The sequence below is a fragment of the Cohnella cellulosilytica genome, assembly GCF_042431195.1.
Classification (GTDB): Bacteria; Bacillota; Bacilli; order Paenibacillales; family Paenibacillaceae; genus Cohnella; species Cohnella cellulosilytica.
In genome coordinates this window covers 1-24,716 of the sequence record NZ_JBHMDN010000011.1, presented here as the reverse complement: position 1 = coordinate 24,716, position 24,716 = coordinate 1, and the positions used below count along the sequence as shown (strand labels likewise).

The following is a 24,716-nucleotide window of genomic DNA, read 5'->3' as shown; positions in this document are numbered from 1 at the left end:
GCGAGCTTATGGGCTCCGTCGATGGCGTTGCGGGTGGAATAAGCCCCTGGTGGGAGCTTATGCGTCCTGTTGGTGGCGTTGTGGGTGGAATAAGCCCGTGGTGGGAGCTTATGTGTTCCGTCGATGGCGGTGCGGGTGGAATAAGCCCGTGGTGGGAGCCTATGTGTTCCGTCGATGGCGTTGCGGGTGGAATAAGCTTGTCTGAAGAGCTTATGTGTCCCGTTGGCGGCGGTATGGGTGGAATAAGCCCGTGCTGCGAGCTTATGTGCTCCATCGATGGCGGTGCAGATGGAATAAGCCCGTGCTGCGAGCTTATGCGTCCAGTCGATGGCGAGACAGCTGAAATAAGCTCACGCCACGAGCTTATCCGTCCCGTCGATGGTGGCGGAGATGGAATAAGCCCGTGCTGTGAGCTTAATGCCCCCATCGATCGGCGTCACAGATAGAGTAAGCCCGCCCCGCGAGCTTATATGTTCCGTCGGTGAAGGCGCATCAAACGAGTTTACATGAATAAAGGGAGCTGAAATCATTGTCCGAGGCGTACAAACAGGCCGGAGTCGATATCGCGGCCGGCAACGAAGCGGTCGAACGGATGAAGAAGCACGTCAAGAGGACGTTTCGTCCGGAAGTGCTTACCGGCCTTGGCGGGTTTGGCGGCTTGTTCGGCTTGAACAAGGATAAGTATGAGGAGCCGGTGCTGGTCAGCGGTACGGACGGCGTCGGCACGAAGCTGAAGCTGGCGTTCGCGATGGACAAGCACGATACGATCGGTATCGACGCGGTGGCGATGTGCGTGAACGACGTTATCGTGACCGGCGCGGAGCCGCTGTTTTTCCTCGACTATCTTGCTTGCGATAAAGTCATTCCCGAGAAAATCGAAGCGATCGTCAAAGGCATCGCCGACGGCTGCGAACAGGCGGGATGCGCCCTGATCGGCGGGGAGACGGCCGAGATGCCGGGCATGTACTCCGAAGGCGAGTACGACATCGCGGGCTTCACGGTCGGTATCGTCGATCGTCCGAAAGCAATTGACGGCTCGACGATCAAAGTCGGAGACGCGGTTATCGGCTTTGCTTCGAGCGGCATCCACTCGAACGGCTTCTCGCTCGTTCGCCGTCTGCTGCTGGAGCAAAAAGGCTACTCCCTTACGGACAAGCCCGCCGAGCTCGAAGGTCGCACTCTGGGCGATGTATTGATCGAGCCTACGCGCATTTACGTTAAGCAAATTCTGAAGCTGCTCGAATCGGTCTCCGTTAAGGGGATGGCCCACATTACGGGCGGCGGCTTCATTGAGAATATTCCGCGCGTGCTGCCGGAAGGCGTGAACGTTGACATCAATCGCGGCTCGTGGCCGGTGCTCCCGATTTTCAGCCTGCTGCAGCAAGCCGGAAGCATCACGGACCGCGACATGTACACGACGTTTAACATGGGCATCGGCATGGTGCTGGTCGTGCCGGAGGCTCAAGCCGCTCAAGCGCTTGAAATCGCCAAGGCAAACGGCGAGCAAGCCTATCGCATCGGTACGGTGACAGAAGGCTCCAAGGTTGTGACGTTCGAAGGCGCGGAGCTGCCATGACGGCTGGTCGCGACTCGGCGGCGGACAAGGCGAAACCGGCGAGTTCGCAGCCATCGCCGACAACTCTGTCGAATTCAGCTCAACAGCCGTCAGCTCCGGGGGAGATAACGGCGCAATCGACGCAGCCGTCCAGCCAAAAGCCGCTGAAAATCGCGGTGTTCGCGTCCGGGAGCGGGAGCAATTTTCAGGCGCTTGTCGAGGCGATTCGGGAGCAGGCAATCCCTGCGACGGTGTCGCTGCTTGTGTGCGACAAGCCGGCGGCGAGAGTCGTGCAGCGGGCGGAAGCGCTCGGCGTGCCCGCCTTCCTGTTCGATCCGAAAGCGTACGCGTCGAGGGAAGCCTACGAAGAGGAAATCGTCGGACGCCTCCACGAGGAAGGCGTGGAGCTGATTGTGTTGGCCGGCTATATGAGGCTGATTACCGCGACGCTGGTCGAGCCTTATTACGGGCGGATGATCAATATCCATCCGGCTCTGCTGCCGGCTTTTCCCGGAGTGCGAGCGATTCGTCAGGCGTTGGAGTACGGCGTCAAGCTGGCAGGGGTGACCGTGCACTTCGTGGACGGAGGCATGGATTCCGGACCGATTATCGCGCAGCAAGCCATCGAGGTCCGGGACGACGATACGGAAGATACGCTGGCCGAACGCGTGCATGCGGTCGAGCATGAGCTGCTGCCGCGGACCGTCCGCTGGATCGCGGAAGGCCGCGTGACGTTGAACGATCGGAAAGTGACTATCCGTCCTGGCGATTAACGCCGGACAACGAGCCGAAACAGGAAAGGACGAAAATTATTTATGAGCGAGATCCGCGAAATTGCTTTACGCTACGGTATGAACCCGCATCAGAAAGAAGCGAAGCTGTTCAGCGCAGACGGCAAGCCGCTGCCGCTGACCGTGCTGAACGGGGACCCGGGCTTTATCAATCTGCTCGACGCGCTGAACGCGTTCCAACTCGTGCGCGAGCTTCGCCAAGCGACCGGGCTTCCGGCTGCTGCATCCTTTAAGCATGTCAGCCCCGCGGGCGCGGCCGTCTATTCGCCGCTGTCCCCCGAGCTGGCGAAGGCTTATTTCGTTGAAGCGGAGGGGCTGTCGCAGCTGGCGACCGCTTACGCGCGCGCGCGCGGAGCCGACCGCATGTCCTCCTTCGGAGACGCGGCCGCGCTGAGCGATGTCGTGGACGCGTCTACGGCAACGCTGCTCAAGCGCGAGGTGTCCGATCTGGTGGTGGCGCCGGGGTATACGCCCGAGGCGCTCGATATTTTGAAGCAGAAGAAAGGCGGCAAGTACCTGATTCTGCAGATCGATCCGGATTATGTGCCGGAACCGGTCGAGACTCGCACGTTGTTCGGTCTTAAGCTTCAGCAGGAGCGCAACGGCGCCGTGCCGGACGCTTCCGTATTCGATCTTGCGAATGTGATTACCGCGAATAAAGAGATCCCGGACAGCGCCAAGCGCGATATGCTTGTGGCGCTCATCACGCTCAAATATACGCAGTCCAACTCCATCTGCTATACGCTGGACGGCCAGACGATCGGCATCGGCGCCGGCCAGCAGTCCCGTATCCACTGCACGCGTCTAGCCGGCGACAAGGCGGATCGTTGGTATCTCCGGCAGCACCCGGCCGCGCTGAACATGAAGTTCCGCGAAGGCTTGGCGCGCGCCGAGCAGAACAACGCCATCGACCTGTGGCTCGAGGACGAAGTTACGCCGATCGAGCAAGCCGCATGGGAAAGCTGCTTCGAGGTCGTGCCGGCCCGTCTGACGCGTGAAGAGAAACGCGAATGGCTGAACGGCCTGCAGGGCGTCTCCTACGGCTCCGACGCATTCCTTCCGTTCCGCGACAATCTCGACCGGGCCAGCCGCAGCGGCGTGAAATACGTCATCCAGGCCGGCAAGTCGCTTCGCGACGAAGAAGTGGTGCAAGCCGCCAATGACTATAACATGGTTATGGTCTATTCCGGCGTACGCCTGTTCCATCACTAAAGACACAAAGAGGAAAGGGGCGGCAACCATGTCCGCAAAATGGCAGGAGCTGGCGGATCGCACCGTCCAGCAGCTGAAGACGAACGCTTATCCGGGCCGCGGAATCGTGATCGGCCTTACGCCGGACGCTTCGCGGTTCGTGCAGGTGTACTGGATCATGGGCAGGAGCGAGAACAGCCGCAATCGGATTTTCGTGCCGGAGGAGAACGGTTTCCTGCGCACGGAAGCGCGCGATCCGGCCAAGCTGTCCGATCCTTCGCTCATTATCTATTATCCGCTTCGTCATGAAGGCGGCGCGCACATTGTCACCAACGGCGATCAGACCGACACGATCTGGGAAGCGCTGAAGAGCGGCGGCAGCTTCGAGGACGCGCTGGCGCAGCGCACCTACGAGCCGGACCCGCCGAATTTTACGCCCCGCATCTCGGGCATCGTTGACCTGAACGACAAGATGAATGCCTACAAGCTGTCGATCCTCAAGTCGAACGAGAACGACGAATCCCAGACGAAGCGTCAATTTTTCCACTATGAAAAAGCGATCGCGGGCTACGGACACTTCATCTCGACGTATGTAGGAGACGGCAACCCGCTGCCTTCTTTCGCCGGGGAGCCTCAGCTTGCCCCGTTGTTCGACGACGAACAGGAGACGGCGCAGTTCTACTGGAATCTGCTCAACGACGACAACAAAATCTCCTTGCTCGTGAAAACGATCCGCATCTCCGACGGCGAAGTCTCCTTGAAGGTCGTCAACAAGGATTCCGAAGGAGGGGTTTAAGGTGCGCATTCTGGTTATCGGACGCGGCGGACGCGAGCATGCGATCGTCTGGGCGCTGAAGAAGAGCTCTAGAGTCGAGAAAATCTTCTGCGCTCCGGGCAACGCCGGAATCGCCGAACTGGCGGAGAACGTGGACATCGGAGAGTTGGAGTTCGACCGTCTCGTCGGCTTTGCCAAAGAGCAGGCGATCGACTTGGTCGTCGTCGGTCCGGACGATCCGCTGGCGGCGGGCATCGTGGACGAGTTCGAGGCGGCCGCGATTCCGGTGTACGGTCCCCGCAAAAACGCGGCGGAAATCGAAGGCAGCAAAATTTTCATGAAAAATCTGCTGCGCAAGTACGACATTCCGACTGCAAAATACGAGACGTTCACCGACTACGAGTCGGCTAAAGCCTATCTGGCTCAGCAGCCTGTGCCGATCGTCATCAAGGCGGACGGGCTGGCCGCGGGCAAGGGCGTAACGGTATGCTTTACGCGCGAGGAAGCGGACAAGGCGCTGGAGGAGACGATGGTGAGCAAGTCGTTCGGCGCGGCCGGCGACAAAATCGTCATCGAGGAGTTCCTCGAAGGCCAGGAAATGTCCATTCTCGCATTCGTGGACGGAGAGACGGTGCGGGCGATGTCGCCTGCGCAGGACCATAAGCAGGTTTTCGACGACGACAAAGGACCGAATACCGGCGGCATGGGCACGTATTCCCCGCTTCCGCACATCGACCAAGCGATTATCGAGGACGCGATCGAAAACATTATCAAGCCGACGGCGCGCGCGATGGTGTCGGAAGGACGTCCGTTCCGCGGCGTTCTGTTCGCGGGCCTGATGATGACGAAGGACGGTCCGAAAACGATCGAGTTCAACGCCCGTTTCGGCGACCCGGAGACGCAGGTCGTTCTGCCTCGGCTGGAGACGGATCTGCTGGACATTTTCCTGGCTTCGATCGACGGTACGCTGGCGGACATCGACATTCGCTGGAGCGACGAGGCGGCGGTCTGCGTCGTGCTTGCTTCGGGCGGTTATCCGGGCTCGTACCCGAAAGGCTTTCCGATCGACGGACTGGACAGCGTAACCGTTCCGGGAGCGCTTGTCTTCCATGCGGGAACGGCGCTGAAGGACGGACGGGTCGTGACGAACGGCGGGCGCGTGCTCGGCGTCGTCGGACGCGGCGCGGGCATCGCCGAGGCGCGGGCCAACGCGTACGCGGCGGCGGCCGGCATCACATTCGAAGGCAAGCAAAATCGCATGGACATTGCGGCCAAGGCGCTCGTGTAAAGAACTGTGCGAGACGCGCGACACGCAGGCATTGTGGTCAAAGCGCTCGTATAGCGCACGGACGAGATGAACAGGCATCTCCGCGGCCCAGGTCACGACACATAACCAACTTGAGCCTCCGGCTCGGAAAGCTTGCACAAGCGGGCGGACCGGCCGGGGGCTTATTCCTTGTAAAACAGCGATCTGCGATGAGTCAATACGAAGCCGACCGCGTAAATGACGCCGAGGATGAGCAGTACGGTCAAGACGTGGGATGACACCCACCGAACGAAGCTTTCCATGGCTACACATCTCCCGTGTGAAAAATTGTCCGCCGCCGCTCGGGGAGCGACAGGTTACCTTGTAGGATTCCCCCAATCCCGCGGAATAATGAGACTTTCTCAGGGGCGGTCCGAACTATGGCTCCCTTCGCGTGGGAAATGGTAATATAAGAGCACACCACGAATTCGACCCACGGTTCCTTAGGTTGCCAAGACGAAAAAGGGAAGGGCGAATATTCGTATGGCCAAAGGCTTCATTACGAGCATCGAACGGTTTAAGCCTCATACTTTTCAGGCCGAGCAAGGAGAAGGCCTGTTCATGTCCCATTCGCACGAATACGACGAGTTGACTTTGATTTTGGGCGGGGGAGGCTATTACAGCTCTTACGAACAAAATATTAAAGTATCGGCGGGAGATCTGATCCTGATTCCTTCCGGCCTGCATCATGGTTTCGTCTGTACCGAGCCGTGGACGGGGCTGTCCGTGCATTTTCTCTATGCCAAAGTTCCGGCTTTCTGCCAATACTTGTTTCTGAGCGCTTACCAGAAGCCGCATCGTCTATGGAGCGCACATCTGGACGAAGGGGACAGCCAGTGGGCGGAGATGAGCCTGATCCGGTTGGAGAGGGAGTGGCACTCCGAGGAACGAGGCGACTATTCCTACGATCTGATGAGGATCGCTTTCGAAACGGTGCTGCTGCTGTTCCATCGTAACGCAACCGTCACCCCCGACACCGAGGCGCACGGGGACAAGCGCATCGTGCAAGAGGTGCTGAAGGAGATACACAGGAACTACAATACGCCGATCACGATTCACGATATCGCCACTCGCCATTACTTGTCGGAGAGCATTCTTCGTAAAAAGTTTTCGGAAGCGGTAGGCGTCTCCCCCAAGCAGTACGTCATCAACCTGCGGATTGAGGAAGCCAAGAGACTGCTGAGCCAGACAAGCAAAGCGATTGAGTTCATTTCGTCGGAGGTTGGTTTTACGAGCTCCAGCCGTTTTTACGAGCAGTTCGTCAAATCGGTCGGTGTTACTCCGCTCGAATGGCGAAAACAAAATCAGCAGTCTGCCAAACCGTTAACGTCCGCCCCCCCGCCGAACTCGCCCCGTTAATGGTCCGCGAGGCCGTTAGCGTGCGCCAATCCGCCCATCCACCCATCCACCAATCGCCCGAACTCGCCGCACGCAAAGCGTTTTCGACCGACGAAATCGCTGAGGTTACGCTCCTTTTTGCGAATCAGATAAAGCGTTTTCACAATTGTTCGTCCCTGACGCGCCCCTATAATTAAAGGTGAAGGCAGATCCAACACAAAAGGGAGTGTCTAGAAGATGAGACTCGGAAAGGGTAAAAGCTTGCTTGCCGTTACGGCGTCGTTGACGCTGCTCGCGGGGCTGACCGCTTGCGGCGGAAACAGCGGAAAGGAGTCCTCCGCGAGTCCGGACGGCACGGGGAAAAACGCGGCGGAGAGCAGCGCTTCCGGAAGCCAGACTCCGGCGGGAGAGACGGTCAAGATCAAGTTCGCGGGCTGGGGCGATCCGTCGGAGAAGGAAGTGTTCACGAAGCTGATTAAGGACTTCGAGCAGAAAAATTCGACGATCAAGGTAGAGTACCTGCACATTCCGGCAGACTACGTCGGCAAGATGAACACGATTTTGGCCGGAGGGGATGCGCCCGACGTATTCTACGTCCCGGACGGCGATTTCGGCCGTTGGGTGAGCCAGGGCTTGCTTCATCCGATCCAGGAGTTCGTCGACGCCAGCTCGCTCGATACGGGGGACATGTGGGAGTCCGGCCTCTTGAGATACCGTTACGACGGGGCGGTGAACGGGCAAGGTCCGCTCTACGCGTTGCCCAAGGATATCGGTCCGACCGTCCTGTATTACAACAAGGATCTTTTCACCAAGATGAACGTGCCGTTCCCGAGCGCCGATACGCCGATGACCTTCGAGCAGCTGCTGGATACGGCGAAGAAGCTGACGGTCGAAGAGAACGGCAAAGTCAAGCAATACGGCATGGGACCGATCTGGTGGGAAGGCTTCGTATTCGGCAACGGCGGCGCGTTCCTCACCGACGACCGGCGGGAATTCGTCGGCAACGGCGAGGCGGCGGTCTCGGCATTGCAGTTCGCGGCGGATCTGGCGAACGTGCATAAAGTCGTGCCGAACGCGGCGGCTCTGAAGGACATGAACGACAGCCAGATGTTCCAGACGGGCAGGCTGGCGATGATGATTACCGGTCGCTGGATGGTGCCCGAGTTCCGCAAGCTCGGCTTCGATTGGGACGTTGCGCCGCTGCCGGTCAACAAGTGGGCGGGCTGGAGCGGGTCGGTCGGGATCGGCATCTACGGCAAGACGAAGCATCTCGAAGCCGCCTACAAGCTGGTGGAATACTTGGGCGGACCGGAAGGCCAGAAGGAGCAGTCCTTGATGGGCTTCGCGATTCCGAGCTTCAAATCGATGGCTGCCACGGACGTCTTCCTGCAGCCGGGTCAGAAGCCCGAGCATGCGGAGGTATTCATCAAAGCGGCGGAAAATCAAGTGCCGGGCCCGTGGACAAACCTGCCGAACGCCAAATGGTTCGACATGCTGTCCCAAGGGCTGGCCCCGATGTGGGACGGCAAAAAATCGGCCGCGGACGTCCTGAACGAGCTGAAGCCGAAGATCGACGCGGCGATCAAGGAAGGCAATCCGGCGGTATTCAAGTAAAGGGGATGACGGGCGGGGGGGAACTGATCGGGAGACTCCTGTACGCTTAGGGGCTTCGCGAGTGAGCTCCGCCGCCCGATCCCGAACGACGGAGGGGAATTATGAAGCGCAAGGAATACGCATGGGCCTACTTGTTCATTTCCGCTCCGATTCTGGGTTTTCTGTTGTTCGCGTTCATCCCGCTGAGCTATTCCGTCTACGTCAGCTTCACGGAGTATAGCGGCTATCAGGCGCCCGTCTTTACGGGAACGGCGAACTACGTCAAGCTCGCCATGGACGACGAGCTGTTCTGGAAAACCCTGTTCAATACGTTCTATTCGGCGTTGAGCATTCCGATCGGCATGGCCGTGGCGCTCGGAATCGCGATGGCGCTTAATCAGAAGGTGCGCGGCATCCGCTTTTTCCGCACGATGTTCTTCCTGCCGACGATCAGCTCGGTCATCGCGCTGACGCTGCTGTGGAAATGGATTTTCAACGACAGCTACGGCCTGCTGAACTACTTGCTCGAGCTGATCGGCGTTCAAGGCCCCGCGTGGCTGAGCAGCGAGACGTGGGCGATGCCGGCGATGATCATTCAGGGCGTATGGGCGGGACTCGGCATCAACATGGTGCTGTACCTGGCCGCGCTGCAGGGCGTTCCGAAAAGTTTTCACGAAGCGGCGGAGATCGACGGGGCCAGCCGTTGGCAGAGGTTCGTTCGGATTACCATTCCGTGTATCTCGCCGACGACGCTCTACATTTTGATTACCTCGACGATTACGGCTCTGCAAGACTTCCCGCGCTTCCAGATCATGACGGAGGGCGGACCGAATTACTCGACGACGACGATCGTCTACTATTTGTTCCAGAACGCGTTCCGCTATATGAGCATGGGCTATGCTTCGGCTATGGCTTGGGCGCTCGGTCTGTTGATTCTGGCGATTACGCTGCTGAATTTCTGGTTGTCCAGACGTTGGGTGCACTACGATTAAGGGGGGACGCGCATGTCGAATGCCGCAATCGCAAGGAGCGCCAGGCAGAGGAGAAAGAGAGCGGGCGAGCAGGTCCGCCAAGCCTTCGCTTACTTGTTCCTGACGGCGGGATCACTCGTGATGGCCATTCCCTTCCTATGGATGCTGTCGACGTCGCTGAAGGAGCAAGGACGCGAGTTCGAAATGCCTCCCAAGTGGATACCCGAGGTCTTCGAATGGCAGAATTACGTTTTCGTATTGACGGAAGCCGATATTCTAAAAGGATTTCTGAACACGCTGCTGGTCATCTCGCTGCCTTGCCTGGTCGGTTTGTTTACGAGCGCGCTGGCGGCCAACGCATTCGCGAGGATGGATTTCCCGGCGAAAAACGTCCTGTTCACGCTGCTGCTGGCCACGATGATGATTCCGGGCGTCGTCACGATGATTCCGACGTTTATTTTGTTCAAGCACATCGGCTGGATCGACAGCTGGCTGCCGCTGATGGTGCCGGGAATGTTCGGCGCGGCTGCGGCGGTGTTTCTGCTGAGGCAGTTTTTCATGACCATTCCGAAGGAGCTGGAGGAAGCGGCCAAGGTGGACGGGATGAATCCGCTCCATATTTTCCTCCGGATCATGCTGCCGTTGTCCAAACCCGCCGTCATCACGCAAGGGCTGCTCGGCTTCCTGGCCGGCTACAACGATTTTCTCGGGCCGCTCATCTATATCAACACTCCCGAGAAGTTCACGCTGCAGCTCGTGCTGGCTTCGTTCCAGGGCTTCTACACTTCGCAATGGACGTACATTATGGCCGGCTCCGTGCTGGCGCTGATTCCGTCGCTGCTGCTGTTCTTTTTCGCGCAAAGATACTTCGTCGAGGGCATTACCTTGACCGGAATGAAGGGGTAAAAAGGAGAGAACGAACCGATGAACGCAACCTTCCGCAATCCGATCGTCGAGAAGGCGGCCGACCCTTGGCTGCTCAAGCATAGCGACGGCTATTACTACTTCATGTCCACGCAGTTCGGCTGTCTGGAAATTACGAAATCCGCCTCGATGACGGGGATCGCCGCCGGCCTTAAGAAGAAGGTGTGGATTCCCGAGGAGAACGGTCCTTACAGCCACAACCTGTGGGCCCCGGAGCTGCACCGGCTGGAAGACAGGTGGTACATCTACTACACGGCCAACGACGGAGGCGGGGACGAGTCCAGGAGAATCTGCGTGTTGGAAAATGGCGCCGCCGACCCGACAGAAGGGGAATGGAGCTGGAAAGGAACGCTCGAGACGCCTCTGCCCGGGTTGGACGGGACGGTCATGGAACTGGGGGGACGCTTGTACTTCCTGTATGCCGGATACGGACATTACCCCGACTACGGCTCGGCCATCTTCATCGTCCGCATGGCGAATCCGTGGACGCTGGATCTTGCCGGGGGACATGCGCTGCTCTCGGCTCCGACGCTGGAATGGGAGAAACAGGGCGGGATGGCGATCAACGAGGGGCCTGTTATTTTACGCAGGAACGGCTTTATATTTCTCGTCTATTCGGCCAGCACGACCTGGTCCGAGGATTACTCCCTGGGCATGCTCACGATGAAGGAGGATGCCGATCCGATGGAAGCCGCTTCGTGGGCCAAGTCTCCCGTTCCGGTGTTTCGCAAGAGTGCGGAAAACGGCGTTTACGCTACCGGACATAACAGCTTTACCCTATCGCCCGACGGAACCGAGGATTGGATCGTATATCACGCGCTGCCCGCTCCGGGAGCCGACACGGGGCTTCGCAGCACCCGGGTGCAGAAGTTCGGATGGAGACCGGACGGTACGCCGGACTTCGGGGCGCCGCTGAGCGATTCGCACGACATCGCGCTTCCCGCGGGCGAGAGGATATGAATTGGCGTTAAAAAGGAAGGAACTTCGCAATCCCGCATTCATCCTGCCGAGGAGGAAGAGAAAATGAGAAGTTTCCGAAGAGTACTGCTTGTTGTTTTAACGCTGGTGCTGTCGTCGTCGCTGTTTGCGGGCATGTCCGTGCAGGCGGCCTCGACCGGATGGGTCGTATACAGCAGCGCGACCGAAACCGAGCCTTATTACGCGAGGGCAGTCAAGCTGGGCAACGGCGATATTCTCTCTACGTTCACCAGAAGATTTCCCGGTAACACAGGCTGGGTCGGCATGCAGCCGTTCCCGTTTTATCGCAGCACCGACAACGGCCGAACGTGGTCGCTGCTCAGCCAGATCGATCCGAACGCTTACGGGCTGAACCGGGACCAGCAAGGGATGACGACGCTATACGTGCTGCCGCAGCAGGTCGGGGCTTACCCCGCGGGTACGCTGCTGTTCGCTTCGACGGATTGGGACAACACCTCGGCTTATACGATCCATATTTGGCGAAGCACGGACAACGGAGCGACGTGGCAGCTTCACGGCCAACTGGCGCCGAGAGGAACGGCGGGCACGAAGCGCACTTGGGAGCCGGAGTTCGCGATCACCTCCGACGGTCGGCTCATCTGCTACTACTCGGACGAGAGACAGCCGGGCTACAATCAGGCGCTTGCGCAGGAGATTTCCAGCGACGGCGGGCTGACCTGGGGGAACTACAGCCTGACCGTCGGAAGCGCCACGAACTGGGATTGGCGTCCGGGCATGCCTCGGGTTGTTAGGGCTAAGAATGGGACGTACTTTATGTTTTTCGAGATGTTGGGGGCCGCCCCGAACTTCGCTGTCCGGTTCAAGACGTCGACAGACGGGATCAACTGGGGAAGTCCGACCGATCTCGGCACTGTCGTCGGCACGGGCATCTACCGCGCTTCGCAGACGCCGGAGATTGCGTACGTGGACGACGGCAGCCCGAACGGCAGGTTCTACGTGCGCGGCATGACCGACGTCGTGCCGACCGCCAATAAAATGTTCACCAGCGCCGATTACGGCGCGACCTGGTCGCTGGTCGACGCGCCGCTGACCGTCAAGGGAAGCAACCAGAATACGCCCGCCGCCTGGAGCGGGACGCTGCTGCCGCTCGACCATTCGCTGCTGCTGGAGATCAACACGGTCAAGGTCGGCAGCCGCAACGAGATCAGGGCGAACGTCGCGCAGATGAACGGCGACTCTTCCATCGTATCGGGCGGCACGTACAAGCTGATCAACCAGAACAATAGCCTGGTGCTGGACAATGCGGGAGGCGGCGCGCCGGCCGGCACGGAGGTGATCCAGTGGAACGATCTGGGGCTCAACACGCAATGGTGGGTGACGGATTACAGGAGCAACGGCTTCTTCCGGGTCATGAACGTGAATACCGGTCTTGTGCTCGACGATCCGAACGGGGCGACGGCTCCGGGGACGAAGGTCATTTTGTGGACAGACAATTATCTGGATACGCAGCGCTGGAAGTTCGCTTATAAAGGCAACGGCTATTATACGAGCATGAACGAGCACAGCGGACTGATGCTGGACAACGCGGGCGGAGGGGCTCCGGCCGGAACGAAGGTCATTCAATGGACAGCGAACGGGCTGGACACGCAGAATTGGAAGCTGCAGCGGATCGACGTCGAAACGCCGGTTAATCAGCTGCAGAGCTACAATATCGGCAATTTCGTTCGCGTCGACGCGGGGCGCGGCAAGATCGACGGCGGCCAGTACGCGCCGGAGTCGCAGTGGCGGCTCGTGCCGGGGCTGGCCGATCCGTCGGCGGTGTCGATCGAGTCAGTGACGTATCCGGGCAACTATTTGCGTCATCGCGACGGGCAAGTATGGCTCGATCCGTACGCCAACACGGCGCTGTACAAGAACGACGCCACCTGGCGCTTGCGCACGGGATTCAGCAGCGGATGGGCGGCCTCGTTCGAATCGTACAACATTTCGGGAGCTTACTTGAGACATCGAAGCGGAGCGTTGGAGATCTCGTCGATTACGACGGCGCTCGACCAGGCGGACGCTACATTCTATGTGAAGTAAAAACCGTTAGCGGGATATGCGGAAAGAGCCAGGGCGGTTTCTTGGCTCTTTTTCGGCGTGTGGAGGGAGGGGGACATCCTACAGACTAATATACATCGCCTCGTGAGCCTATCTTGATTACGATTATGATGAGTTCGTTTTCAGATGGTCCAGAATGCGATTGCGGGTTACGAGGTCCTGCTTTTGAAGATACTTGTAGGCATCCTTATGGAACTTAATTTCGTAATTCATGCTCAACATCCTTAAGATTGATGAGTTCGTTTTTTAAGTAAGCTTCATGTGCGTCGTTTATGGCATTTACGTCATCTTGAGTAGTGGGTTCGTCATCAAGCGGAATTACTCTCTGCGTAGGCGAAGCTTGCAAAAGACGTTCCATTAATTCCGAAACCAACTCAAGATCCTTATCGGACAATCGTTCAAGTAATTTATTAAAGCGTTCTTTACTTATAGCCATGATCGACAACTCCTTTTAAAACTAATTGTAACCATTATAACATCAAACACACCCGAAGGAATGAGGCTAAGTTAGGGTTGACAGAAGGCGAGGGAGATGATATTTTTAATTCATACTATTTTAATCGGAATATATGGGAATGGGGTTTGGATCATGGAAAAGCCAATTACGATCTACCACGACAATCTCGCCTTGACGGCTGCGATACATTACCCGGTTCTGGACGGAGCCTGCCCGGAGAAGAAGATGCCGCTCGTCGTCATCTGCCACGGCTTCATCGGCAACCGGATCGGGGTGGATCGGCTGTTCCTGCAGGCGGGCCGACTGCTGGCCAAACGAGGTTTTCTCGTCATTCGCTTCGACTATGCCGGCTGCGGGGAAAGCGAAGGCGTGTACGGCGAGCACGGCCTCGACTCGATGATCGCGCAGACGCGCTCGGTGCTGGATTACGGCTTAAGCCTCGACTGCGTGGACCCGCTCAGAGTAACGCTGCTGGGACACAGCCTGGGAGGAGCCGTCGCCCTGCTGACCGGCACGAAGGACCGCCGGGTGAAGTCGCTTGCGCTGTGGTCGCCGGTCGCTTATCCGTTTAACGACATCGTGAAAATCGTGGGACGGGAAACGTACGACGATACGGTCAAGAAGGGGCAAACGGATTACCTCGGCTACAAGCTGAAGCCCGAGTTTTTCGAATCGCTTCAGCAGCACCAGCCGTTCCAGGAAGCGTCGAAATTCCACGGAGATGTCTTTATCGCGCACGGCACATCGGATGACGTTATTCCGGCAGACTATAGCTTCCTGCTGGAGAAGACGTTCTGGCTGCGGGGCGATGGCCGCTGCGACAAAAACATTCTTTTCCAGGCGGATCATACCTACTCCCAAGGCGTGCATAAAAACGAGCTGTACCAGTCCACGCTGGATTGGCTGGCCAGCCACGAGAAGCGGCAGCAGGATTGGCAGCATTGGAGCATCTAACGTATCGGACCGTTACGGCGCCGAAGCGTCTTGAAGAAGAAATCCGAGCATGCGTAAAAGCAGGTGCGAGCGGACACATTAGCGGGTTATAGAGAATACGGTTATAGGATGAGAGGAGTCGATAGGATGAGCGCGCTCTATCCGATCTACGTCAACTATCCGATAACCCCAAAGCCCCGGTTCGGCGGCGAGCAGCCGCCGCACGGTCCGCTCCATGCGATAATCGCCGGCAATCGGTCGCGTTACGAGACCGAATTGCGGGCTTTTGCGCGTTATGCCGCTCAGCTGGCCGCTATTCCTTACGATCGGGACGAAACCGATCCGACGCAGCCCTCCTGGAACAACGAATGGTTCAGCGGCCTGGACGCGCTCGCGCTGTACGGCCTCGTGTCGGAGCGCCGCCCTAACCGCTACTACGAGATCGGCTCCGGCAATTCCACGATGTTCGCCAAACGCGCCGCCGCGGATCACGGGCTGACGACGGAGATCGTGTCGATCGATCCGTTCCCCCGCGAGGAGATCGACGCGATCTGCAGCCGCGTCGTGCGCAAGCCGCTGGAGGAAACCGACTTGTCGTTGTTCGAGGAGCTGGAGGCGGGGGACGTGCTGTTCGTGGACAGCAGCCATTACGTGTTTCAGAATTCGGATGCGAATATCGTATTTCTGGAGGTTTTGCCGCGCCTGAAGGCCGGCGTATCCATTCATTTTCATGATATTTTCTTGCCGGAGGACTATCCGGCGTCTTGGGCGTACCGGTTCTACAACGAGCAGTACATGCTGGCGGCCTGCCTCCTGGCGCAGCGGCCCGAGGAGCCCGCGTACGAGGTGGCGTTTCCGAGCCATTACGTCTCGCGGGATCCGACGTTGGCCGTTCTCGCGCAGACGGTTCTTGGAGCGATAGGACCGCAGGGCGTGCCCTCCCAGGGCGGGTCGTTCTGGTTAACCAAACGGTAACTTTTGCCGGCTCAACGCGAGCTTTGTAAGTCTTTTCTGGACGATCAAGTTCATTTTATCCCCGAAAAAGTTAGCCGCCTATCTGTCGAATTCGTCCCAAGACCGCTAAACTAGGGTTAGGAGACGAACGGGACGGAGAGGGACAATGATGCTTCCGAGATGGTGGAACGGTCTGAGCTTCCAGACCAAGCTTTTATGCGCGATCTATATGCTATGCGTCGTCCCCACGGCCAGCGTGGGGCTGATTGCGTATCGGCAGTCGGCGGATTCTCTGGAAAAAAGGGTCAACGAGGATCTGCAGGTCATTATCGGACAGTTCAACAATACGCTGGAGAAGCAGGTCCAGGATTTCGAACGCTACAGCATGCTCCCCTATTCCACGGAAGAAATCTTCGAGATCATCGCCTCGCCGTTCTCGCCAAGAGACCAGTGGGGCTATCGGGAGTTAACCAACCAACAGCGGCTCATCCAGCTCATTACCGCGTATCCCTCCGTAAACTCGATGATCGAAGGCATGCTGTTCTACGGAACGAACGGCAGCATCTACGGTTATCGGACGAGCGGGGACAAATCCATCAACCCGGATTACACGCCATTCGGAGAGACGTGGTACAGGCAAGCGCTCGACAGGGAGGGCGGGCTGGTCATCTCCGGCCTTCGCGACGAGGCCCAATTCAACGGAGCCGCGTTCAAGACGATCACGATCGCGCGGCAGCTGATCGACCGGGATTTCAAGCCCGCCGCCGTCGTGGCCGTCGACATCAAGCCGGCGTTTATCCAGAAGACGGTCCGTTCGCTCAGCTTCAAGAACGTTCACGTCACCGTGGCGGCTTCCGACGGTTACGTCTACTCCTCGGAGCCGGAAATTACGGACAAGCTGCTGGAATCCCGCTACTCGCAAAATCGGCAGGGCACCGAGAGCGGAGAGGGATCGAAGTACGCAGGCGGAGGGGTGTCGAAGTACGCAAGCGCCCGGAGCGGAGACGGGGGCGGCTCGGAATCCGCGAACGCCTTCCGCCTGCAGTCGACGGTGGGCGGCAACCACCGCTCCTGGAACGGCGTGGAGAAATTCAACGAATACACCGGCTGGACGACTTATTTGCTGGTCGACCGGGAGGAGCTGCTTCAGGAAAGCGCGGCGATCAAAAAATGGACGCTGCTTGTCGTTTTGTTTATTTTTATCGGAGCGGCGGGCGTGTCCTGGCTTCTGGCCAAGGGCTTGTCCAAGCCGATCCGCAGCCTGATGAGGTCGATGAGCAAGGTGGAAATGGGCAATTTCGAATCGACCTTGCTCCTTCCCTACGAGAGAAAGGACGAGATCGGCCAGCTGCAATTCCGGTACAACCGGATGGTGACGCATCTGGACGAGCTGGTCAATTCGATCGAGGAGTCGGAGAAGCAGAAGCGGAACGCGGAACTGTACGCGCTTCGCGCCCGCATCAACCCTCATTTTCTGTACAATACGATCAATTCGATTCGCATGCTGGCGCTCATTCAGCAGTCCGATCACATCGCCAGATTGCTGCAGTCGCTCAGCAGGCTGCTGCACTCCAACATGAAGATGGTCAAGGACCTCGTCAGCCTGGGGGACGAGCTGGGCCTGCTCAAGGAATATACGCTGCTGATGGAGCTTCGCTACACGAACCGGTTCGTCGTTCGATGGAATGTGTCCGAAGCCGCGCTGAGGGCCCAAGTGCCGGTCATGCTGCTGCAGCCGCTGCTGGAAAACGCGATTTTCCACGGGCCGAGCGGCATGGAGCGGCAGCTCCGCATTGAGGTGTCGGCGGAGGTCGCGGAGGAGGGGCGCATGCTGCGCATCGTCGTTGCCGACGACGGTCAAGGCATCGACGCCGCCAAGCTTAAGGAATTGAACGATCCGGCCGCGGACGGGGAAACAAGCATCGGGGTCCGGAACGTCCGGGAACGCATCAGGCTCAGATACGGGGCGGCCTACGGTCTGACGATCGACAGCGCGCCCGGTATGGGGACGAAGGCAATTCTGCTTCTCCCGTACCAACCGAGGGGGGAGAATGGCGATGTGGAACATGCTGGTCGTTGAGGACGAGTCGATCGTCCGGATCGGATTGCGTTACCTGGTCGATTGGGAGAGCTACGGCGTCGTCTGGAAGGCGGAAGCGTCCAACGGCGAGGAAGCCTGGAAAATCATCGAGGAAGAGGACATTCACATCGTCATGACCGACATTCGCATGCCGGTGATGGACGGAATTCAGCTAACGAAGAAAATCAAAGCGCGCGGCGGCGGGATTCAGGTCATCGTGATCAGCAGCTACGACGATTTCCCTTACGTGCAGGAGGCGCTGCGGCTCGGCGTGACGGATTATTTGCACAAGCCCACGATGGCGAAGGAAGAGATCGTCGACATGCTGAAGAAGGTGCTGGACAATCTGGAACGGACGTACGGACCTTCCTCGGCGCCGGCCGGAACGACGGAGAAGGAGAGAGACGAGTTTCTGAAAGTTTTGCTCTCGGGAACGGACGAAGGGGAACGGCTGGCGAGGCAGTATGACGTTTACGGTCTGCTCCCGTTGGCGGACGGCGTTCGGTTGGTCGGCATTCGTCCGGCGACGGGAGGCAGGGAAGAGGAGCCGGAGAAGGGCGGCTCGCGCTTCGCGGCCGCCCGGTACTTCATCGAGAAATACGTGTCCCACGATTGGGGAGGCGCGGTCGCGGCCGGCGAGCGGGACGAGCTGCTGTGGCTGGCGCCGGCGCAGGCGCGCGGCGGAGAACGGGCCTGGGGCGAATACCTGGCGGAGCTGAAGAAAAATTTGGCCGACCTGCTCAACGTTGCGCTGATTTTCTCCGGAGGCGCGCTTGCAAGCGACGTTCCCGGGTTAAGGACGGCGTACGGGGAGCTGCGGCGGGAACTGGAGGAGGCCGAGGGGAATGTGGGGCAGGCCGTTCGCATGGCGATGGATTACGTCGACCTGCATTTCTGCGAGGACGTATCCCTGTCTTCCTGCGCCGAGTTCGCCCATGTCAGTCCCGCCCACCTGAGCCGGATTTTTCTCAAGGAAACCGGGGTCAACTTCAGCGATTACGTCGTTCGCAAAAAGATGGAGCGGGCCAAGGAGCTGCTGCGTCTAACGAACCTGAGAATTTACGAGGTCGCGGAGAAGGTCGGCTACGCGCATTCGCATTATTTCAGCAGGCTGTTCAAGGAAATTGTCGGCCAATCGCCGATCGAATACCGCAACGGCTCCTGAAGCGACGATCAATAAAATGTACGATTTCATAAAAATCGTGCATTTTTTTATGACCGAGCCCGAAAATGGGCAAAACAAAGCGCCCATATCTCATAAACCGTTCATGGAGAGGGAGACGTACCGCTTCTATAATGAACCTTGTAAGCGTTTTACAGATCAAAGGGAGGTTTTGATATGAAGCATTCTCGCTTCTCCGCATTGCTGCTTCTCGTATTGGCCGTCTCGGTTATCGTCTCCGCGTGCGGGGGCAACAAGGATACGGGCGCTCCCGCGTCGGGAAGCTCCGGGGCGAGTCCGTCGGCGTCCGAGTCCAAGCCGGCCCCTTCGGGAGAGGACAAACAACCGGTTACCTTGAAAATTTCCAGTTGGAATCCGCTCAGCCAGAAGGTGCTCGAGAAGTTCGAGGAGCAATATCCGTACATTACCGTGGAGCCGGACCAGATCGCCGACCAGTACCGGGAGGTCATCCGGACGAGAATCGTCTCCAAGGCCGACATGGACATCGTCTGGATGTTCCCGAACCAGATGCGCGAGTATGTCGACCAGAACGTGCTGATGGACATGTCCGGGGAAGCCTGGAAGGGCAATTATCTGGAGTCCGCCGTTCAACTGGGCACCGTGGACGGCAAAACCTACGGCGTGCCGTACAACTATTACGCCGTTGTCGTTTTTTACAACCGAGATATCTTCCAGAACCTTGGCTTAAACGTTCCGACGACCTGGGAGGAGCTGCTGGACGTCAGCGAGAAAATCAAGGCCAGCGGGCTCGCGCCGTTCGTGACGGGGGGCAAGGACGCCTGGGCGACCCAGTTCATGTCGAGCGGCCAATTCGGCGCTTATCAGCACCAGGACCCTCTCGTGTTCGAGAAGCTGGCCTCGGGGGAGAAGAAGTGGACCGATCCGGAATTCGCGGATTTCTTCGGCCCTCTGAGCGAGCTGGCGGACAAGGGATATTTCCTCGAAAATTCGGTCGGGCTGGGCAATGCTCAAGTCGTGCAGGTGTTCAAGGAAGGGAAGGCCGCGATGTATCCGATGGGCAGCTGGGCGCTGGACGAATTTCCCGCGGACTTCAAGGAGTTCGAGGTGGGCGCGTTCCCGATCCCGCTTAACAAAGCCGGCGATCCGCTCGTCGTCAATCTGATCTCGGACAACATTTTCACCGGCATCTCCTGGAGCAAGCATCCTGAGGAAGTAAAGCTGTTCATGGACTTCATCGCTCAACCGGAGACGGCCAAGCTGTGGTCCGAGGACACGAAATCGGCGGTCACCGTCGTCGGAGGCACCTCCCCGACCTATCATCCGATCGCGGAAGAGCTGACGAAGAGCATCGAGTCGAATATTTCGACGATCTTCCCGAGCTTGACGCCTTCGATGGAGCCGGCGTATTTCCCGATGCTGCAGCAGATTCTGCTCAAGCAGAAGCCGGATTTGGCGAAGCTGATGGAAGAGATGCAGAAGGCGCAGGAGAAGGACTACAAGTAATCCGCCGCGCAAGGCGCGAATGGACAGCTCCGACCCGGGGAAAGAAGCCCGGGTCTTTGCTTCTTCGCGGCCTGCTTCGCCATACACGGGAGGGACCTTATGAGAATACTGAATCTGAAAACCTTTCTTCTGTTCCTGGCTCCCGCGCTGTTGCTGTATTCGCTGTTCTACGCGGGGCCGATCGTCAGCGGGCTTTATTACGGCTTCACCGACTGGAAGGGCGTTTCCTTCAGCGCGAACTGGATCGGCCTGGACAACTTCAGGAACGTCTTCTCCGATCCGCTGTTCGCCACCGCGCTGCGGAACATGTTGATTCTATCCGTCGTCGTTATCGCCGTCCAGCACGCGATCTCCATCTTCCTGGCCGTCCTGCTCGACCAGAAGCTGCGGGGCGTCGTCTGGATGCGCGCGGTCATTTTTTACCCGGCCATTCTGAATACGGTTGTCATCGGCTATATCTGGAGCTATATGTACTCGCCGTTCGTCGGCTTCCTGCCCAAATTCTTCGAGGCGCTCGGCTTGGACACGCTGGCGGGCATCGACTGGCTGGGCCGCACGGATACGGCAATCTACGCCATCTCGTTCGTCATTATCTGGCAGTACACCGGTTACTCGATGATGATCTACATGGCCGGACTGCAGGGAATTTCATCCGACATTTATGAATCGGCCAGTATCGACGGGGCCAACGCCCGGCAGAAGTTTTTCCGGATCACGCTGCCGCTGCTCGTGCCGGCCATCACGGTCAATACGGTTCTGTCGGTCATCGGGAACATGAAGCAGTTCGAGCATATCTGGGTCATGACGCAGGGTGGACCGGCCAATTCGACGCAGGTGTTCGGGACGCTGATCTATCAATTCGCGTTCAAGACGTCGCAGCCGGGCTACGGAACGGCGATGGCCATTCTGCTGTCCGTTCTCATCATGCTGGTGACGGTCACGATCATCCGGGCGCTGGGCAGATGGGAGGTCAAGCAATGAGAGCGGCCAAAATCTCTTCTTACGGGATCGTCGCGGTCTGCCTGGCCGTCATTCTCGTTCCGTTGTTCGTGCTGGCGACGGTATCGCTGCAAAGTTCGTCGGGAACGCTGAATCCGCTGGCTTTGCCGGAAACGTATCACTGGAGCAACTATCCGCAGGCGATCGAGGTCGGACGTCTCGTCCTCTATTTCACGAACAGCGTAACCGTGCTGGCCGTTTCCTTGTCGGTGACGCTGGTGTGCGCCATTCTGGCCGGGTACGCGCTGCGGCACGGAAGGGCCTGGAGGGCCGACTGGTTTTTCTCCTATTTCCTTCTTGGCATGATTCTGCCCGGCTTCGCCGGAACGATCCAGTCCTTCCTGCTGCTGCGGGAACTGTCACTGCTCAACACGCACCTGGGCCTCTCGATCGTTCAAGTGGCCGGGGGGATGGCGCTGCCGATTTTCCTGTACTTCCAGTTTTTCAAAACCGTTCCGCTGGAGATCGAGGAGGCGGCGACGATCGACGGCTGCTCGCCGATACGGATCTTCTGGCAGGTTGTCGTTCCGCTGACGCTGCCGGTAACTTCGACTTGCATTATCGTGATCGCGATCAATTCGTGGAACGATTTTTTCGGTCCGCTCGTGTACCTGTCGTCTCCGAACAGCCGGACGCTGCCGATCGGGCTCATGTTCTTCAAAACGCAGTATTCCGCCAACTGGCCGCAGCTGTTCGCCGCATCGGCGCTGGTCGCCATGCCGATTACTTTGCTGTATATGTTCGTGCAAAGGTTTATTATTAAAGGACTGGTCGGCGGGGCGGTCAAAGGCTGAATCGTCGGCGGAAAAAGGAAAGGGGACTTGGAGAGAGGATGAAACTCGGAATAAGCACGTATTGTCTGGTCGACAAGCTGCGCGGCGGGGAGATGACCGTTCTCGACGTTCTGGAATGGGCCAAGGAGCAGCGCTGCGAGCATGTGGAGCTTGTGCCTTACGGTTATTCGCTGATCGACGACGGAGAACTGGCGGAGCGGGTTCGCCTCAAAGCGATGCAGTTGGGTCTCGAGCTGTCCAACTACGCGCTGCCGGCCAGCTTCGCGCACGAATCGGACGAAGACTTCTTGGCCGAAGTGGAGCGCTTGAAGAGCCATGTGGACCTGCTGCATACGATGGGAATCCGCTCCATGCGGCACGACGTCGTGCCGTTCACGATCCCTCAGGCGGAAGCCGACATCTCGCGCTTCGAGAAGAATCTGCCGCGAATCGTCGAGGGCTGCCGACTCGTCGCCGACTACGCCGCCGAGCGCGGCATCGCAACGAATATCGAAAACCACGGCTGGGGCGTGCAGCACAGCGACCGCGTTCAGCGGGTCGTAGCCGGGGTGAGCCGCCAGAATTTCCGGACGGTGCTGGACATAGGCAACTTCCTGTGCGTCGACGAGCCGGCCCTGATCGGCGTCGCCCAAAATTTGCCCCTGGCCTCGATCGTGCACGTGAAGGACTTCTACTATCGGTTGGCCGACCAGAATCCCGGAGAGGGGAAGTGGTTCCGCACCGCGAACGGCAACTTCCTGAGAGGCGCGATATTCGGCCAGGGAGACCTGCCGGTAAGGAGCCTGCTCAAAATGATCAAACGTTCCGGCTACGACGGCTATCTGACTTTGGAATTCGAAGGCATGGAGGAAAGCCGGGAAGGAACCGCCATCGGCTTGGACAATGTTCGCAGACTGTGGGACGAGGCTTGAATTCCATAGATTTGCGGGAGCGAACCTTGCGTCAGGCTCGTAAACGAGAAAATAGCGCGAAGAGGAGCAGCGACAGGTTCCTCCGCACGGATCGACCGAATCGGACGCAATAAAAGTAATTTTACCCTTTTTCCCCATGTGCTCGATATGGTTTAATGGTAGAGTACATACATGCGAAAGGGAGAATGAGCATGACGCAACGAATGCGAATCGCGATGCAGCTGACGATGGCAGCCGCGATCGTAGGGTTGACCGCCTGCGGCGGGTCGAAGGAGACGCAAGCGCCGCCGACGGAGACCGCGCTTCCGACCGCAAGCGCTTCCGAATCTCCGAGCGAGTCCCCGTCGCCGCCTGTCGCGGCTTTCCTGGCGCCCTTGACGGGATTGCCGGCGGAGCAGGAAGTGACGAACCGGCCTTTCTCGGTCATGATCAACAACCTTGCGCCGGCCAGACCCCAATCGGGCATGACCCAGGCGGATATCGTATGGGAGCTGCTTGCCGAAGGAGGCATTACGCGCTTCGTCGCCGTGTTCCAGAGCAAGGAGTTTGCCGAACCGATCGGACCGGTCCGCAGCATCCGCCCCTATTATATTCAAGTCGGCGAATTTTACAACGGCGTGCTCGTGCATGCGGGGGCGAGCAACGACGGCTTCGCGATTCTGCAAAAGCAGAAGAAAGAGGATCTGGACGAGATCACGAACGCGGGCGCCTACTTCTATCGGGAGAAGACGCGCAAAGCCCCCCACAACGTCTATACAACGCTGGAAAAGCTGCGAGAGGGAGCGGAGAAGCGGAAATACTCGAACACGGCGAACGTGCCCCTGCTGACGTTTAACGACAATCCTCCGGCGCTGGTCGGGGCGTCCGACGCGACGAACGTCGACATCAAATTTTTGCTGGCCAGCTATAAGGTTTCCTATGCTTACGACAGCGCCAAGGAGCTCTATTATCGCTCGATCAACGACGAGCCCCATACCGACCTGAACAACGGCGAGCAGCTGTCGGCGAGCAATCTGGTCGTTCTGTCCGCCAAGCACGATATCAAGGACGACGTAGGGAGATTGATTGTCGATCTGGACAAGGGAGGAGAAGCGATCCTGTTCCAGAAAGGCAAAGCAATTCCTTGCCAGTGGGAGCGCCGGGAAGGCGACGTTATCCGGCTCGTCAAGGACGGTCAAGAGCTGCCGTTCGTACCGGGCATTACGTATTTCCACGTCGTTCCGACCTCGAAGCCGATGAGCGATTACATGACTTATCAATAATTACTTGTCAATAACGTCTTATGAGCGAAGCATTCCCGCAAGCAACTTGCGGGAATGCTTTTTCCTTACTGCCATAGGCTGAAGCTGCTTCCCAACACCTCAACACCTCAACACCTCAACACCTCAACACCTCAACACCTCAACACCTCAACACCTCAACACCTCAACACCTCAACACCTCAACACCTCAACACCT

General features: G+C 58.4%; 21 protein-coding genes. 20 read left to right on the top strand and 1 reads right to left on the bottom strand.

Annotated elements, in window-relative coordinates; all coding sequences use genetic code 11:
- Window positions 1-529 precede the first annotated feature (529 nt).
- From purM to ACFFT4_RS07715, 11 genes are all read left to right on the top strand, one after another.
- Complete coding sequence (purM, locus tag ACFFT4_RS07765) at window positions 530-1,576, top strand: phosphoribosylformylglycinamidine cyclo-ligase (protein WP_378046486.1); 1,047 nt, start codon at window positions 530-532, stop codon at window positions 1,574-1,576.
- On the top strand, window positions 1,573-2,328 hold the full coding sequence (gene purN / locus ACFFT4_RS07760; protein ID WP_378046484.1) for a phosphoribosylglycinamide formyltransferase: 756 nt from the start codon (window positions 1,573-1,575) through the stop codon (window positions 2,326-2,328). Before purM ends, purN begins: the two co-directional genes overlap by 4 nt.
- Before the next feature lie 42 nt (window positions 2,329-2,370).
- Window positions 2,371-3,558, top strand: a complete 1,188-nt coding sequence (locus ACFFT4_RS07755; RefSeq protein ID WP_378046482.1) for a phosphoribosylaminoimidazolecarboxamide formyltransferase — start codon at window positions 2,371-2,373, stop codon at window positions 3,556-3,558.
- 28 nt (window positions 3,559-3,586) lie between these two features.
- The gene (locus ACFFT4_RS07750; protein WP_378046481.1) at window positions 3,587-4,333 is read left to right on the top strand and encodes an IMP cyclohydrolase; all 747 of its coding nucleotides are present in this window, start codon (window positions 3,587-3,589) and stop codon (window positions 4,331-4,333) included.
- 1 nt (window position 4,334) lies between these two features.
- A complete protein-coding gene (gene purD, locus ACFFT4_RS07745; RefSeq protein WP_378046480.1) occupies window positions 4,335-5,600 on the top strand; it encodes a phosphoribosylamine--glycine ligase in 1,266 nt (421 codons plus the stop codon).
- Between the two features lie 501 nt (window positions 5,601-6,101).
- Window positions 6,102-6,977 (top strand): AraC family transcriptional regulator, encoded by an 876-nt coding sequence (locus tag ACFFT4_RS07740; RefSeq protein ID WP_378046478.1) that lies wholly within the window; start codon window positions 6,102-6,104, stop codon window positions 6,975-6,977.
- Between the two features lie 216 nt (window positions 6,978-7,193).
- Window positions 7,194-8,570, top strand: coding sequence for an ABC transporter substrate-binding protein (locus ACFFT4_RS07735; RefSeq protein ID WP_378046476.1), 1,377 nt, complete (start codon window positions 7,194-7,196; stop codon window positions 8,568-8,570).
- Window positions 8,571-8,671: 101 nt separating this feature from the next.
- On the top strand, window positions 8,672-9,541 hold the full coding sequence (locus ACFFT4_RS07730; protein ID WP_378046474.1) for a carbohydrate ABC transporter permease: 870 nt from the start codon (window positions 8,672-8,674) through the stop codon (window positions 9,539-9,541).
- Window positions 9,542-9,553: 12 nt separating this feature from the next.
- Complete coding sequence (locus ACFFT4_RS07725) at window positions 9,554-10,426, top strand: carbohydrate ABC transporter permease (RefSeq protein ID WP_094046932.1); 873 nt, start codon at window positions 9,554-9,556, stop codon at window positions 10,424-10,426.
- Between the two features lie 18 nt (window positions 10,427-10,444).
- Window positions 10,445-11,404, top strand: coding sequence for a glycoside hydrolase family 43 protein (locus tag ACFFT4_RS07720; RefSeq protein ID WP_378046472.1), 960 nt, complete (start codon window positions 10,445-10,447; stop codon window positions 11,402-11,404).
- A gap of 63 nt (window positions 11,405-11,467) precedes the next feature.
- Entirely contained in the window at window positions 11,468-13,465 is a 1,998-nt protein-coding gene (locus ACFFT4_RS07715) for an AbfB domain-containing protein (RefSeq protein ID WP_378046471.1), read from the top strand.
- 214 nt (window positions 13,466-13,679) lie between these two features.
- Here ACFFT4_RS07715 and ACFFT4_RS07710 read toward each other — a convergent pair whose 3' ends face one another.
- Complete coding sequence (locus ACFFT4_RS07710) at window positions 13,680-13,919, bottom strand: hypothetical protein (protein ID WP_378046469.1); 240 nt, start codon at window positions 13,917-13,919, stop codon at window positions 13,680-13,682.
- A 153-nt stretch (window positions 13,920-14,072) separates the two neighbouring features.
- On the opposite strand from ACFFT4_RS07710, the gene ACFFT4_RS07705 reads away from it, so the two are divergent.
- The 9 genes from ACFFT4_RS07705 to ACFFT4_RS07665 all read left to right on the top strand — a co-directional run bounded on the left by ACFFT4_RS07705 (window position 14,073) and on the right by ACFFT4_RS07665 (window position 24,520).
- Window positions 14,073-14,894 (top strand): alpha/beta hydrolase family protein, encoded by an 822-nt coding sequence (locus ACFFT4_RS07705; RefSeq protein ID WP_378046467.1) that lies wholly within the window; start codon window positions 14,073-14,075, stop codon window positions 14,892-14,894.
- 126 nt (window positions 14,895-15,020) lie between these two features.
- Window positions 15,021-15,848 (top strand): class I SAM-dependent methyltransferase, encoded by an 828-nt coding sequence (locus ACFFT4_RS07700; RefSeq protein WP_378046465.1) that lies wholly within the window; start codon window positions 15,021-15,023, stop codon window positions 15,846-15,848.
- 145 nt (window positions 15,849-15,993) lie between these two features.
- Window positions 15,994-17,907 carry a cache domain-containing sensor histidine kinase gene (locus tag ACFFT4_RS07695; RefSeq protein WP_378046463.1) on the top strand — a complete coding sequence of 638 codons (1,914 nt, stop codon included), beginning with the start codon at window positions 15,994-15,996 and terminating at the stop codon, window positions 17,905-17,907.
- Window positions 17,885-19,072, top strand: a complete 1,188-nt coding sequence (locus ACFFT4_RS07690; protein WP_378046462.1) for a response regulator transcription factor — start codon at window positions 17,885-17,887, stop codon at window positions 19,070-19,072. The genes ACFFT4_RS07695 and ACFFT4_RS07690 overlap by 23 nt, the downstream gene beginning before the upstream one ends.
- A 174-nt stretch (window positions 19,073-19,246) precedes the next feature.
- Window positions 19,247-20,554 (top strand): ABC transporter substrate-binding protein, encoded by a 1,308-nt coding sequence (locus ACFFT4_RS07685; protein ID WP_378046461.1) that lies wholly within the window; start codon window positions 19,247-19,249, stop codon window positions 20,552-20,554.
- 99 nt (window positions 20,555-20,653) lie between these two features.
- Window positions 20,654-21,535: a carbohydrate ABC transporter permease gene (locus tag ACFFT4_RS07680; RefSeq protein ID WP_378046459.1), complete on the top strand. Its 882-nt coding sequence runs from the start codon at window positions 20,654-20,656 to the stop codon at window positions 21,533-21,535.
- The gene (locus ACFFT4_RS07675) at window positions 21,532-22,347 is read left to right on the top strand and encodes a carbohydrate ABC transporter permease (protein WP_378046457.1); all 816 of its coding nucleotides are present in this window, start codon (window positions 21,532-21,534) and stop codon (window positions 22,345-22,347) included. Before ACFFT4_RS07680 ends, ACFFT4_RS07675 begins: the two co-directional genes overlap by 4 nt.
- A gap of 38 nt (window positions 22,348-22,385) precedes the next feature.
- Complete coding sequence (locus ACFFT4_RS07670) at window positions 22,386-23,258, top strand: sugar phosphate isomerase/epimerase family protein (RefSeq protein WP_378046455.1); 873 nt, start codon at window positions 22,386-22,388, stop codon at window positions 23,256-23,258.
- Between the two features lie 191 nt (window positions 23,259-23,449).
- Window positions 23,450-24,520 carry a DUF3048 domain-containing protein gene (locus ACFFT4_RS07665; RefSeq protein WP_378046453.1) on the top strand — a complete coding sequence of 357 codons (1,071 nt, stop codon included), beginning with the start codon at window positions 23,450-23,452 and terminating at the stop codon, window positions 24,518-24,520.
- Window positions 24,521-24,716: the final 196 nt, after the last annotated feature.